At 69.9% G+C, this 13,143-nt stretch carries 10 protein-coding genes and 2 pseudogenes; 8 read left to right on the top strand and 4 right to left on the bottom strand.

All coding sequences use genetic code 11. The features are described 5' to 3' along the window. Window positions 1-140: 140 nt before the first annotated feature. Complete coding sequence (locus EAO72_RS12995) at window positions 141-599, bottom strand: peroxiredoxin (protein ID WP_148017458.1); 459 nt, start codon at window positions 597-599, stop codon at window positions 141-143. Window positions 600-754: 155 nt separating this feature from the next. Between EAO72_RS12995 and EAO72_RS12990 the strand changes: the two are divergent. Further along, window positions 755-970: pseudogene (locus EAO72_RS12990) on the top strand (DUF3052 family protein); the annotation flags it as partial. Between the two features lie 47 nt (window positions 971-1,017). On the opposite strand, the gene EAO72_RS12985 reads toward EAO72_RS12990, so the two are convergent. Further along, window positions 1,018-1,455, bottom strand: a complete 438-nt coding sequence (locus EAO72_RS12985) for a DUF3052 domain-containing protein (RefSeq protein WP_148017457.1) — start codon at window positions 1,453-1,455, stop codon at window positions 1,018-1,020. Window positions 1,456-1,972: 517 nt separating this feature from the next. Between EAO72_RS12985 and aceE the strand changes: the two genes are divergently transcribed. Next, on the top strand, window positions 1,973-4,714 hold the full coding sequence (gene aceE, locus EAO72_RS12980) for a pyruvate dehydrogenase (acetyl-transferring), homodimeric type (protein ID WP_148017456.1): 2,742 nt from the start codon (window positions 1,973-1,975) through the stop codon (window positions 4,712-4,714). Window positions 4,715-4,811: 97 nt separating this feature from the next. Here the strand turns inward: aceE and EAO72_RS12975 are convergent, their stop codons facing one another. Both EAO72_RS12975 and EAO72_RS12970 read right to left on the bottom strand, forming a co-directional pair. Beyond that, window positions 4,812-5,174 (bottom strand): peptidase inhibitor family I36 protein, encoded by a 363-nt coding sequence (locus tag EAO72_RS12975; RefSeq protein WP_148017455.1) that lies wholly within the window; start codon window positions 5,172-5,174, stop codon window positions 4,812-4,814. 176 nt (window positions 5,175-5,350) lie between these two features. Continuing rightward, window positions 5,351-6,961: an MFS transporter gene (locus tag EAO72_RS12970; RefSeq protein WP_148017454.1), complete on the bottom strand. Its 1,611-nt coding sequence runs from the start codon at window positions 6,959-6,961 to the stop codon at window positions 5,351-5,353. A 127-nt stretch (window positions 6,962-7,088) separates the two neighbouring features. Between EAO72_RS12970 and EAO72_RS12965 the strand changes: the two genes are divergently transcribed. From EAO72_RS12965 to EAO72_RS12940, 6 genes and pseudogenes are all read left to right on the top strand, one after another. Continuing rightward, window positions 7,089-7,769 (top strand): TetR family transcriptional regulator, encoded by a 681-nt coding sequence (locus tag EAO72_RS12965; protein ID WP_148017453.1) that lies wholly within the window; start codon window positions 7,089-7,091, stop codon window positions 7,767-7,769. Between the two features lie 238 nt (window positions 7,770-8,007). Continuing rightward, window positions 8,008-9,219: an alpha/beta hydrolase gene (locus tag EAO72_RS12960; protein WP_148017452.1), complete on the top strand. Its 1,212-nt coding sequence runs from the start codon at window positions 8,008-8,010 to the stop codon at window positions 9,217-9,219. Window positions 9,220-9,335: 116 nt separating this feature from the next. After that, window positions 9,336-10,280 (top strand): DUF4429 domain-containing protein, encoded by a 945-nt coding sequence (locus tag EAO72_RS12955; protein ID WP_148017451.1) that lies wholly within the window; start codon window positions 9,336-9,338, stop codon window positions 10,278-10,280. Window positions 10,281-10,381: 101 nt separating this feature from the next. Next, window positions 10,382-11,776, top strand: a complete 1,395-nt coding sequence (locus EAO72_RS12950; protein ID WP_261991452.1) for a sensor histidine kinase — start codon at window positions 10,382-10,384, stop codon at window positions 11,774-11,776. Next, window positions 11,773-12,471, top strand: coding sequence for a response regulator (locus EAO72_RS12945; RefSeq protein WP_148017449.1), 699 nt, complete (start codon window positions 11,773-11,775; stop codon window positions 12,469-12,471). Before EAO72_RS12950 ends, EAO72_RS12945 begins: the two co-directional genes overlap by 4 nt. Before the next feature lie 268 nt (window positions 12,472-12,739). After that, window positions 12,740-13,143, top strand: a pseudogene (locus EAO72_RS12940) (alpha/beta hydrolase); the annotation flags it as partial.

Genomic DNA, 13,143 nt, shown 5'->3' with positions numbered 1-13,143 from the left:
ATTGGTTTCTTTGGGGGCCGGCCGGTGCCGGCGCCTCCACGTCGTGTTGGCATCCGATCAACGAGTGGATCCTAGTGACCGGTTCCCGGCCAAAACAGGCTTTTGGCCGGGGGTCGCCGCGAGATCCACCGGATCACGGATCAGAGGGCGCCGAGCGCCTTGATGTACTCGTTGAGGTCGCGCGCGTCGGGCAGGCCGTTGACGACCGTCCAGCGCACCACGCCCTCCTTGTCGATGATGAAGGTCCCGCGCACCGCGCAGCCCTTGTCCTCGTCGAAGACGCCGTACGCGCGCGAGGTCTCGCCGTGCGGCCAGAAGTCAGAGACGAGCGGGTACTCGAGGCCCTCCTGCTCGGCGAAGACGCGCAGCGTGTGGATGGAGTCGTTGGAGACGGCGATCAGCTGCGTGTCGTCGTTCTCGAAGGTGGGCAGCTCGTCGCGGAGAGCGCAGAGCTCGCCCGTGCACACGCCGGTGAAGGCGAACGGGTAGAACAGCAGCACCACGTTCTTCTCGCCGCGGAAGTCGGAGAGCTTCACGGTCCGGCCGTGGTTGTCCTTCAGCTCGAAATCCGGGGCCTTGGTGCCGACCTCGATCGCCATGAAAACGCGTCCCTTCGCTACGTCACCGGGCTGGGCTGTCCGGGTGGCTCCCACCCTACGCAGAGCCGCCGGGCGGCCGTGCGGCACCCAAGAAAGCTTCCTGCGGACGTGCGGGGAGGGGGAGAGCGGGGAGCGTGCGGGGAGAGTGGATGTGCGGGCTGCTCGAGGACGGCGGTACGGTCTGGCTGATGACGCCGAAGACCGGCCGTGACGGATACGTCGAGCCGAGCGACATCAACGAGGCTGCCCAGACAGCCGGTCTCGCCCAGACCAAGAGCATCAGTGCGGGCAAGGACTGGACGGGCGGGGGAATGGATGTGCGGGGAATGTATGAAGGCCCCGGACGGCTTGCTGCCGATGCTGTCGTTTGATCAGCCTCGGCTTGCTGCCGTCGGGGGCCTTCAGGGGCGAGTGCGGTTCAGCGCTTGGCCTTGGCCGCCTTCGGCGTGACCAGACGGCTGCCCGTCCAGTCCTTGCCCGCACTGATGCTCTTGGTCTGGGCGAGACCGGCTGTCTGGGCAGCCTCGTTGATGTCGCTCGGCTCGACGTATCCGTCACGGCCGGTCTTCGGCGTCATCAGCCAGACCGTACCGCCGTCCTCGAGCAGACCAATGGCATCCACCAGCGCGTCCGTAAGGTCGCCGTCCTCGTCGCGGAACCAGAGCAGGACGACGTCTGCGACGTCGTCGTACTCCTCATCGACGAGATCCTGGCCGGTAGTGGCCTCAATGCCCTCACGGAGCTCCAGCTCGACGTCGTCGTCGTAGCCGATCTCCTGGACCACCTGTCCGGGCTCGAACCCCAGGCGTGCTGCCGGGTTGGTCCGCTCCTCCGCGTGGTCCGCGGTCGCGCTCACGGGTTGCCTCCTGATCATGTTTCGGAAAATGCTGCAGCCACGCGCGTGCGCGGGGCGTTGGCCGTAGTCCACACGGGAGCGGCGGATCGCGCAAGTACCCAGCGTACGAGACCGCCTAAACGGTGACGTTCCCTGCCACGTCGCCGCACTGTCGGCGGGTCCCCTGCGGGAGCCGGCGCTGCCGTCCACACCCTTTACGTCCTTGAACAGCTTATGCCGTATCGGTCCGGCAAACGGAGTCGAACAGCATTCGGGAACGTTGGGACCCCTTGGGCGTATGGTTGCGGTTTGGCCCGACCCATCCTGCCCGATGGCTCCCGTCCGGCCGTATACCCGCTCCGGCGCGGCCCGTGCACCCGTCCGGAAGACGGTCGGCGCGACGCCTGCGGTTACCTTTCGGTAGAGATGACGTTTGCGCCCTCGCGGTACACGATGGGATGGCGTACGCGCAGACACAGCGGGGGGACGCCTCCGTGACCAGGCCCCGTAGAGCAGCACCGAACAGCGAAGGAACAGCGTGGCTTCCGGATCCGATCGCAACCCGATCATCATTGGCGGCCTTCCGAGTCAGGTCCCGGATTTCGATCCCGAAGAGACCCAGGAATGGCTCGACTCCCTCGACGCCGCCGTCGACGAGCGAGGCCGTGAGCGGGCCCGCTACCTCATGCTCCGGCTCATCGAGCGCGCGCGAGAGAAGCGTGTCGCCGTGCCGGAGATGCGCAGCACGGACTACGTGAACACGATCGCCACGAAGGACGAGCCGTTCTTCCCCGGCGACGAGGAGATCGAGCGCAAGGTTCTCAACGCGACCCGCTGGAACGCGGCCGTGATGGTGTCGCGGGCACAGCGCCCGGGGATCGGCGTGGGCGGTCACATCGCCACGTTCGCGTCCTCCGCCTCGCTGTACGACGTCGGTTTCAACCACTTCTTCCGCGGCAAGGACGACGGCCGGGGCGGCGACCAGATCTTCTTCCAGGGGCACGCCTCTCCCGGCATCTACGCCCGCGCCTTCCTGTTGGACCGGCTGAGCGAGGCGCAGCTCGACGCGTTCCGCCAGGAGAAGTCGAAGGCGCCGAACGGGCTGTCCAGCTATCCGCACCCGCGGCTGATGCCGGACTTCTGGGAGTTCCCGACCGTGTCGATGGGTCTCGGCCCGCTCGGTGCGATCTACCAGGCGCGGATGAACCGCTACATGGAGGCGCGCGGCATCGCCGACACCTCCGATTCGCACGTGTGGGCGTATCTCGGTGACGGCGAGATGGACGAGCCGGAGTCGCTCGGCCAGCTCTCCATCGCCGCCCGCGAGGGCCTGGACAACCTGACCTTCGTCGTCAACTGCAACCTGCAGCGCCTCGACGGGCCGGTGCGCGGCAACGGCAAGGTCATCCAGGAGCTGGAGTCGCAGTTCCGCGGTGCCGGATGGAACGTCATCAAGCTGGTCTGGGACCGCTCCTGGGACCCCCTGCTGGCGCAGGACCGCACGGGCATCCTGGTCAACAAGCTGAACACGACGCCGGACGGCCAGTTCCAGACGTACGCCACCGAGACGGGTGCGTACATCCGTGAGCACTTCTTCGGTGACGACCCGCGGCTGCGCGACATGGTCAAGGACATGACCGACCAGCAGATCCTGCACCTCGGGCGTGGCGGGCACGACCACAAGAAGGTCTACGCGGCGTACGCGGCGGCCAAGGCCCACAAGGGTCAGCCCACCGTGATCCTGGCGCAGACGGTCAAGGGCTGGACGCTGGGGCCCAACTTCGAGGGCCGCAACGCGACCCACCAGATGAAGAAGCTCACGGCCGAGGACCTCAAGCGGTTCCGGGACCGGCTGCACATCCCGATCGCGGACAAGGATCTGGAGGACGGCAACCCGCCGTACTACCACCCGGGCCGTGGCTCGGAGGAGATCCAGTACATGCACGACCGCCGCAAGGGTCTGGGCGGTTACGTCCCGACGCGTGTGGTGCGGGCGAAGCCTCTGGCCCTGCCCGAGGACAAGGTGTACGCGACCGCGAAGAAGGGTTCGGGTCAGCAGTCGATCGCCACGACCATGGCGTTCGTCCGCATCCTGAAGGAACTCATGCGGGACAAGGAGATCGGCAAGCGTTTCGTGCTGATCGCACCGGACGAGTACCGCACCTTCGGCATGGACGCGTTCTTCCCGAGCGCGAAGATCTACAACCCGCTCGGCCAGCAGTACGAGTCGGTGGACCGCGATCTGCTGCTCGCGTACAAGGAGTCGCCGACCGGGCAGATGCTCCATGACGGCATCTCCGAGGCGGGCTGCACGGCCTCCCTGATCGCCGCTGGTTCGGCGTACGCCACGCACGGCGAGCCGCTGATCCCGGTGTACGTCTTCTACTCGATGTTCGGTTTCCAGCGCACCGGTGACCAGTTCTGGCAGATGGCCGACCAGCTCGCGCGCGGCTTCGTGCTGGGCGCGACCGCCGGGCGTACGACGCTGACCGGCGAGGGGCTCCAGCACGCGGACGGCCACTCGCAGCTGCTCGCCTCCACGAACCCGGGCTGTGTCGCGTACGACCCGGCGTTCGGGTTCGAGATCGCGCACATCGTCAAGGACGGTCTGCGCCGGATGTACGGCGGGACGCCCGACGAGAACGAGGACGTCTTCTACTACCTCACCGTCTACAACGAGCCGATCCAGCACCCGGCCGAGCCCGCGGACGTGGACGTGGAGGGCATCCTCGCGGGCGTCTACCGCTACAGCAGCGGCGAGAAGGGCGAGATCCCGGCCCAGATCATGGCGTCCGGTGTGGCGGTCCCGTGGGCGGTCGAGGCGCAGCGCATCCTCGCCGACGAGTGGAACGTGAAGGCGGACGTCTGGTCGGCGACCTCCTGGAACGAGCTGCGGCGCGAGGCCGTGGACGTGGAGCGGTACAACCTGCTGCACCCGGAGGAGGAGCAGCGCGTTCCGTACGTGACGCGCAAGCTCTCGGGTGCGCAGGGGCCGTTCGTGGCGGTCTCGGACTGGATGCGGTCGGTGCCGGACCAGATCGCGCGCTGGGTGCCCGGTGCGTACCAGTCGCTGGGTGCGGACGGGTTCGGCTTCGCGGACACGCGCGGGGCCGCTCGCCGGTTCTTCCACATCGACGCGCAGTCGATCGTCCTGGCGGTACTCACGGAGCTCGCGAAGGAGGGCAAGGTCGACCGTTCGGCGCTGAAGACCGCGGTCGACCGTTACGACCTCCTGGACGTGACCGCGGCCGACCCCGGTGCGGCCGGCGGCGACGCGTAAACGTGTGAACGCGTAGGGACGCTGACGCACGACGCGGGGCGGCGGGACCTGATGGGGTCCGGCCGCCCCGCGTCGCTGTGTGCGGGTGGCGCGCGGGTCAGTTCTCCCAGATCTTGAAGGCCCGTACCTGATACGGGGTGCGCGGGGTCCAGGTGCCGCCGCCCGGGTAGGTCTCGAACTCGCCGGTCTCCTCGCACTCCGCCGACTGGTAGGTGGTGACGGGCCTCCCGGTGCGGTTGGCCAGCGACTGGACGGTGGCACCCGGTTTCAGCGGTACGCAGCTCTCGATGTCGATGGTGGACAGCTCGTGGACCTGCCGGGTGCCGGTGAAGTCGGGCTTGGACCAGAGGCAGAGCTGGCCGGCCCGGCAGTCCCCGAGCCGGCCGGACAGGGCCTGGACCGGGGCCTGTGGGATCAGGGCGGTGGCGGCCAGAGCGGCCGCGACAACGGTCGTACGCATATGAATCAACCCCCGTGCTGATGTGGATCTTCCACGCCCACCCTGAGCTGCGCGGCAGTGGTACGGGAAGGGGCCTGGGGCCGGGACCACCCTGATAGGCGACAGCCCCGCCGGAACGTTCCGGCGGGGCTGTTGGACGCGCTGTGTTGACGCCGTGAGGCGCCCACGGGGACCGGTCAGATGTGACCGACGCCCGCGCCCGCCTCGGCGTTCTCGCCGCGCTTGGTCAGGGTGGCGACCAGTGCGGCGATGACCGCGACGATGCCGGCGACCATGAACGCCGTGCTCATGCCCGAGACGAAGGTGTCGTGGGCGACGTTCACGATCTTGCCGGCGACCTCCGGCGGCGTTCCCTCGGCGACCGGCGGCATGCCGACCTTGATCGCGGAGGACGCCTGGTCGAGCTGCTCGGGCGACAGCGGCGGAAGCTGCGCCTCCTTCCAGTTGTCAGGCAGCTTGGAGTCGACGCCGGCTGCCATGATCGCGCCCAGCACCGCCGTACCGAGGCTGCCGCCCACCTGCATGGCGGCCTGCTGCAGTCCACCGGCGACACCGGAGAGCTCCATCGGGGCGTTGCCCACGATGACCTCGGTGGCGCCGACCATGACCGGCGCGAGGCCGAGACCGAGCAGGGCGAACCAGATCGACATGGTCAGGGTGCTGGTGTCGACGGTCAGCTGGGACATACCGAACATGGCTACCGCGGTGCTCACCATGCCGCCGACGAGCGGGACCCGCGGGCCGAACTTGGTGATCATGGCGCCCGCGAGCGGCGAGGCGACGATCATCATCCCGGTCAGCGGCAGCAGGTGCAGACCGCTGTCCACCGGGCTCAGACCGTGCACGTTCTGGAGGTAGAAGGTGACGAAGAACAGGCCGCCCATGAAGCCGAACGCCATCAGCACCATCAGGACCGTGCCCGCGGACAGCGGTACGGAGCGGAACATCGCCAGCGGGATCAGCGGTTCCTTGACGCGCTGCTGGACGAGGGCGAACGCGACGAACAGGGCGACGGCGGCCACCAGGAAGCCGACCGTGCTGGTGTCACCCCAGCCCCACTCCGCGCCCTTGATGAGCGCCCAGATCAGGCAGAACATCGCCGCAGACAGCAGCACGATGCCCGCGATGTCGAAGGAGCGCGGCGCGTTCTCGGCGCGGTGGTCCTTGAGGATCAGCACGCCCATGACGAGGGCGATCACACCGACCGGCACGTTGATGAAGAAGACGGACTGCCAGCTGACGTGCTCGACGAGCACGCCGCCCAGGATCGGACCGCCCGCGGTCGAGGCGCCGATCACCATGCCCCAGATGCCGATCGCCATGTTCAGCTTCTCGGCCGGGAAGGTGGCGCGCAGCAGGCCGAGCGCGGCCGGCATCAACAGGGCTCCGAAGAGCCCCTGGAGCACCCGGAACACGATCACCAGGGCCACACTGCTGGAGAACCCGATGGCCGCCGACGCCGCGGCGAAGCCGGCGATGCCTATCAGGAAGGTCTGACGGTGGCCGAACCGGTCACCGAGCTTGCCCGCGGTGATCAGGGAGACGGCCAGGGCGAGCATGTAGCCGTTGGTGATCCACTGGACGTCGGCGAGCGAGGCGCCGAGGTCCTGCTGGATCGCGGGGTTGGCGATCGCGACGATCGTGCCGTCGAGCGCGACCATCATCACGCCGATGGCCACGGAGAAGAGCGTCAGCCAGGGGTGGCCGCGCAGCCCCTTGACCGGTGCGGGGCCGAGAGGGTCCCGGGGTTCCTGCGACGCCTTTTCGACGGTGGTCTGACTAGTCATACGCGGAGATTAGTGTCAGTCGCTGACAGTTGACAAACCAATTCACAAGTCGGTAACTGTCACGTAGCTCACACGTAGCCCGCAGGTAGGCTGAGCTGGACAAAGCAGGGAAAAGAGGACCACTTCAGTGATCGACGGGCAGCAAGCCGCACGCCGGCCGGCCGGGCTGCGCGAACGCAAGAAGCGACGCACCCGGGACGCCCTGCTCCGTGCCGCCCTCGGCCTGTTCACCACTCAGGGTTACGAGGAGACCACCGTCGACGAGATCGTCGACGCGGTCGAGGTCTCCCAGCGCACCTTCTTCCGCTACTTCGCGGGCAAGGAGTCGGTCGTCTTCGCCGTCCAGGACATGGTGGAGTCGCGCTTCATCCTGGAACTGCGTCAACGTCCCGCCCCCGAAACCCCTTTCGAGGCCATGCGCCGCGCCGTCCTGTGCGCCTGGAACAGTATCGGAGAGGCCATTGAGGCCATCGTCCCGGTCGAACTCCACATGCGGACCTATCAGATGATCGAATCGACACCCTCCCTGCTCGCCGCGCACATGCGGCGCAGCGTCGCCCTGGAGGAGCAGATCGCCGCACTGATCGCCGAGCGCGAGGGCCTGGACATGGCGCGGGACCCGCGGCCGCGCGTGGCCGTCGCGGCGTTCTCCGGGGTGATGCGGGTGACCGGGCAGCTGTGGGGACGGGGCTGCGACGGCAGCATGGACTCGCTGCGGGCGCTGACCGAGACCTACCTGGACCAGTTGGGACCGGCCCTGGCCGGAGACTGGCGTGCGCGTCCCGCCGGAACGGCGCACCTCGACTGAGCAGGTGTGCCGCAACAACCGGGCCCGTGTGCCGCACGCCTCAGTCACCGGACATGACCGACCTCACAACACGCGGGCCGCGGCGCCCCGATGGGGCGCTCCGGCGGCACCCGGCGCATCGCAGCGTCGCGCAAGGCCGAACACAGCGTGAGGAAAACGGGGTTTCATTCCCCCCGCCCAGGTGATGTGTGTCACCCGCTTAACGACTCCTTACGCGCGTCTCCTAATGTGTGGCGAAGTGACTTCCTTCGACTCCTCCCCCACGCTCACCGCCTGGCGCGCTCTTCTCGCCATCGCGGTCGTGTTCGTGATGCTGGCGACCACCGGTTGGACCGCCGTGCGTCATCAGCACTCCGACGCGCCACGCACCGTCGCACTCGCTTCCTGGGCCAAGGGGTCGATAGCGGGGCGCGCGCTCCCCGCGGCGGATGCGCCTCCGTACAAGCTGGCGCACTTCTTCGCCGCTCTCACGGACGCGCAGCAGGCCGGTCTGGCCCGCAAGTACCCCCTGGTGGTGGGGAACCTGAACGGCGCCCCGGTCACCCTGCGCTACCAGGCGAACCGGCTGGCGCTGGAACAGGCGCGCACGGCCGAGCAGACCCGGGTGCACGACTCCAGGCTCTCCCCCGACGGCCGCGCCGACGCGCAGCACCGGGTGGACCGCTTCCGGTCGATGCTCGCCGAGGGCCGTCACTTCCTCGCGTTCGACCCGTCGGGCCGGGGCCACGCCGCCGAGGTGTTCGGCGATCTGGACCGGGCCGAGCGGGTCTCGGTGGTCGTGCCCGGCGTCGACACGAACCTGCTGACGCTGGAGCGCACCGGGGACAAGACGAACGCCGCCCCCGTCGGCATGGCCAAGTCCCTGTACGCGGCCGAGCACTCCGGGCATCCGGGCGTGCGGACCGCGGTGATCGCCTGGGCCGACTACACCGCACCGGCCGGCATCGGCATGGACGCGGCCCTGGGCAACCTCGCCGAGCGCGGGGCCGTCCGGCTCGACGCGCTCGTGAAGTCGCTTCCGGGATCCGCTCCCGTCTCGCTGTTCTGCCACAGCTACGGCTCCGTCCTGTGCGGCGTGGCCGCGGACGAACTGCCCGGCCGGGTGACGGACATCGCGGTCGCGGGTAGCCCCGGCATGCGCGTCGACAACGCCGGTCAGCTGCACACCCGGGCCAATGTCTGGGCGATGCGGGACCACGACGACTGGATCGAGGACGTGCCGAACCTGGAGTTCGGGGGCCTGGGTCACGGGGCCGACCCGGTCGATCCGGACTTCGGCGCGCGGATCGCGTCGGCGGGCGACGCGGTCGGTCACAGCGGCTATTTCGAGCCGGGAACCGAGAGCCTCGGCAACTTCGCCGCGATCGGCGCGGGCGCCTACACCTCCGTGACCTGTGCCCGGTCCGACAGCGGCTGCCACGAACAGATTTCCGGCCACGCGACGGTCTGACGCGCACAAAGAACCGTGGATACGGCTCTGACGCGCGTAGAGATCCGCGACCGGCCACGAATTGCGAGGGCCTCCGAGGGGGGACGAGCGGGCAAGTGCCGCATACGATGAGGCACATGGGTGATGTGCTGGCCGGAATTCATGCCACCTGGGAGTTCGACACCGACTCCGTGCTCATCCGCTTCGAACGGGGTATCCGCACGCCGAGGCTCTTCCAGAGCCTCCGTGAGCGCCGCGTCCCGCACGCGGCGCTGTCGTCGGTGACGCTCACCCCGGGCAAGCGGGGCACGGTGGTGCTGCGTGCGGTCCCGAGACCCGGTGCCGATCCACTGCTGGAGGCGGCGGCCGGGCAGCTGAAGGACGGCTGCGATCCGTACCGCCTGGTGCTCCCCGCCGAACGGGAGACGCTCGCCGAGTACTACGCGGACGAGCTGCGCGCGCGGCTGGGCCCCGATGCGGCCGAACCCGCCGACCGGTTCCTGGTCGCGGCCCCCGAGGCGCCGATGCGCTTCAAGGCGTACGACGGCAGGGCCAGCTTCGACGGCGACCGGATCTCGTTCCGGTGGTTCTGGACGGGTGCCTCGTCGGAGAAGTGGAAGGCGGGCGACCAGACGTTCCCGGTCACGGAACTGAGCGGCGTCGAGTGGCGTTCGCCCGAGGCCTTCGAGGGCTATCTGCGGCTCGTACCGCGCGGTCTGACGCCCATGGATCCGCCCACCGGACCACCGGCCGCGCCCGGGGCGAGCCTGCTGACGAGCGCCGCGCCGAGCACGCAGCCGATGGCGGCGCGTCCGACCCGGGCCGATCAGGACCCGGCCGCGGTGATCTTCGGCCTGGGCTACGGCCCGGTGCACGAGTCGCTGCCCTTCGCCGCGGCCGTCCTGGAATCCCTCCGCCGGAGGCAGCCCACACCGCCCGCGGCCGCGTTGACGAGTGCGGGCCACCGGGACCCGGCGGACATCGCGGAGCGGATCCGCCATCTCGGCGACCTGCACCAGGCGGGTCTGGTGACGGATGACGAGTTCAGCGCGAAGAAGGCTCAGCTGCTCGCCGAGCTGTAGCGCGTACCGGTGGGTCATACCCCCGTACGAGAACGGCGGCGGCGGATCGGAACCCCGGTATGACGCCGACGGGTGGCTTCGCTGCCTACCCTGATCAGGCCATGCCCACTTCCTCCCCGCCGCCGTCATCGCCGCCGCCCGCTCCCCCGCACCCGCCGGCGGACGGGCTGCTGAGCGCCGCCCGCCGCAATCTGCGCGAGACCGCCCACGCGGTGTCCCACCCCTCCCATCCCCCGACACCGCTGCTGGCCGACGCCACGAGGCGATGGAAGCGCCTGCTGCCGTACGTCGCCGTCCTGGCACTCGGCGCGATCTTCATCCCGGTCACGATCAACGTCCTGACCAACCAGTACGGGCTGAACGGCGGCATCGCGGCAGGGCTCGCCGTCGCGCAGGCCGCGCCGCTGCTGATGCTCGCGCACCGCCCGCTGCAAGCCTGGTGGATCAGCTTCCCGGCCCAGATCCTGGGCGCGGTCGCGCTGCTCGGGGTGGACGCCGGGCAGGACCACGCCTGGCCGTGGACACCGCCCGGCCTCGTCGGCTACCTCTTCCTGCTCCTGGCGCTGGGCCTGCGCGAGCGGCGGCGGACGCTGGTCGCCGTCTGGCTGGCGACGGGCGCGGCCGGGCTCGGCCTGTTCCTGGCCTCCCCCCACCGCGGCACCGACAACTCGCTCCTGACGTTCATCCTCGGTGGCGTGGTTCTGGTGGTCGGCGCGACGGTACGGGAGCGGGGTGACGCCCAGCGCCGGCTCGCCGAGCAGGAGACGATCAGCGAAGCCGAGCGGGCGCAGCGGACGCTGCTGGAGGAACGGACCAGGATCGCCCGCGAGCTGCACGACGTGGTCGCGCACCACATGTCGGTAATCACGGTCCAGGCCGACTCCGCCCCGTACCGGCTGCAGGGGCTGTCCGACGAGGCGCGCGACGAGTTCGGCGCGATCGCCGCGAGTGCACGGGAGTCCCTCACGGAGATGCGGCGGCTGCTGGTGGTGCTGCGCAGCGAGGGTACGGAGGGCGAGCGGGCGCCCCAGCCCGGGCTCGACCGGGTGCAGCAGCTGGTGGAGGCGACGGTACGGGCCGGGCTGCCCGCCGAACTGTCGCTGCCCGCCGGGCTGGAGGATGTCCCGCCGGCGGTGGATCTGTCCGCGTACCGGATCGTGCAGGAAGCACTGGCCAACGTGGTCCGGCACGCGCCGGGTGCCCGCACCCGGGTGTCGGTCAGCTCCGACGGCGCGCATCTGACGGTGCTGGTCGTCAACGACCCGCCGCCGCAGACGGGTTCGTCGCTCGCTCCGCGTACTCCGGTGGAGACGACGGGGACGGGACACGGGCTGGTCGGCATGCGTGAACGCGTACGGTTGACCGGCGGGACGCTGGACACCGGTCCGCTGCCGGACGGCGGCTTCCGGGTGGCCGCACGGCTCCCGCTGCCACCGGCGTCGGCTCCTTCTTCCTCTACCGCCCCGACTCCGCCCCCGACCCCGGAGGACTCGTGACCATCCGTGTGATCATCGTCGACGACCAGGCCATGGTGCGGGCGGGATTCGCGGCGCTGCTGGCGGCGCAGGCGGACATCGACGTGGTCGGTGAGGCGCCGGACGGGCGCCAGGGCGTCGACGTCAGCCGCCACACGCATCCGGACGTGGTCCTGATGGATGTCCGGATGCCCGAGATGGACGGCCTGGCGGCGGCCCGTGAGCTGCTGAACCCGCCGGTGGGCGTGGTGCATGTGCCGAAGGTGCTGATGCTCACCACGTTCGACGTGGACGACTACGTGTACGAGGCGCTGCGCGCCGGCGCGTCCGGGTTCCTCCTGAAGGACGCCCCGCCGGCGGACCTGATCTCGGCGGTCCGGGTGGTGGCGGCCGGCGATGCGCTGCTGGCACCGTCCGTGACGCGGCGCCTGATCGCGGACTTCGCCCGGCAGCGGCCGTCCGGGGCCTCCCGCAGCGGCCCCGCGCTGCGGCTGAACGGGCTGACCCCGCGTGAGACGGAGGTGCTGGAGCTGATCGCGCGGGGGCTGTCGAACCAGGAGATCGCGGGGCATCTGGTGCTTGCGGAGCAGACCGTGAAGACCCACATCGGGCGGGTGCTGGCCAAGCTGGACCTGCGCGACCGCGCCCAGGCGGTGATCTTCGCGTACGAGGCCGGGCTGGTGGTGCCGGGCGGAACGGGCCCGTCCGGCGCTTGAGGACACGTGTGAACCGGCCGTCCCTTGAGCCCCTCCCGGCACTTTGGAGCCCACCCGGCAAATGAGGGCACGCTTTCAAGCCCGTCCGGCGATTGAGGACGAAGCGACCGCCGGACGACCCCGGCAGAGCCCCGTACACCCCCTACCCGGGTATCACCCCGCAGTTGGCCCCGTGGTGTGACGCTCCCGCACCCACCCTCTTCCTACTTTCCTCTCCAACGCGCCGGACGGCGTGCGGGAGSCGGTTCAGCCGGAGAGGGAGGGTCGGATGCGCCGCTATGCGAGGACCTTGGTCGCGGTCGCCCTGGCGACCACCGTCGTGTCAGGGACCGCCGGCTGGGCGTCGGGGAACACCCAGCAGGCACTCACGGGGCCGCCTCCCGGCACCGCCGCCTGGCGGTCGGATCACGTACTGGGGCGGGAGCTGCCCGATCCGGCGCGGGACACGCCCGCCGAAGTGGGCCGGTTCTTCGCGGGGTTGAGCGAGCGGGAGCAGGAGTCCCTGGCCTCACGGCATCCGCTCGTCGTCGGAAACCTCGACGGCGCCCCGGTCGGACTCCGCTACCGGGCCAACGCCCTGGCCCTGAAGGCCGACCCGGACCCCCGGTACGCGAGCCTCGCCGCGGACCCGCAGCGCCGGATCCTCGCGTTCGACCCGCGTGGCCGCGGCCA

Origin of the sequence: Streptomyces sp. OR43 (assembly GCF_008042275.1) — a bacterium.
Lineage (GTDB): Bacteria > Actinomycetota > Actinomycetes > Streptomycetales > Streptomycetaceae > Streptomyces.
The sequence above is the reverse complement of the archived record's forward strand: the minus strand, read 5'-3'. Positions and strand labels throughout refer to the sequence as shown.

What these genes read in the sequence shown, in the direction of transcription:
- EAO72_RS12995 (WP_148017458.1), bottom strand. Translation starts at nt 599, where the DNA reads ATGGCGATCGAGGTCGGCACCAAGGCCCCGGATTTCGAGCTGAAGGAC.
- EAO72_RS12975 (WP_148017455.1), bottom strand. Translation starts at nt 5,174, where the DNA reads ATGCGTACGACCGTTGTCGCGGCCGCTCTGGCCGCCACCGCCCTGATC.
- EAO72_RS12970 (WP_148017454.1), bottom strand. Translation starts at nt 6,961, where the DNA reads ATGACTAGTCAGACCACCGTCGAAAAGGCGTCGCAGGAACCCCGGGAC.
- EAO72_RS12955 (WP_148017451.1), top strand. Translation starts at nt 9,336, where the DNA reads ATGGGTGATGTGCTGGCCGGAATTCATGCCACCTGGGAGTTCGACACC.
- EAO72_RS12950 (WP_261991452.1), top strand. Translation starts at nt 10,382, where the DNA reads ATGCCCACTTCCTCCCCGCCGCCGTCATCGCCGCCGCCCGCTCCCCCG.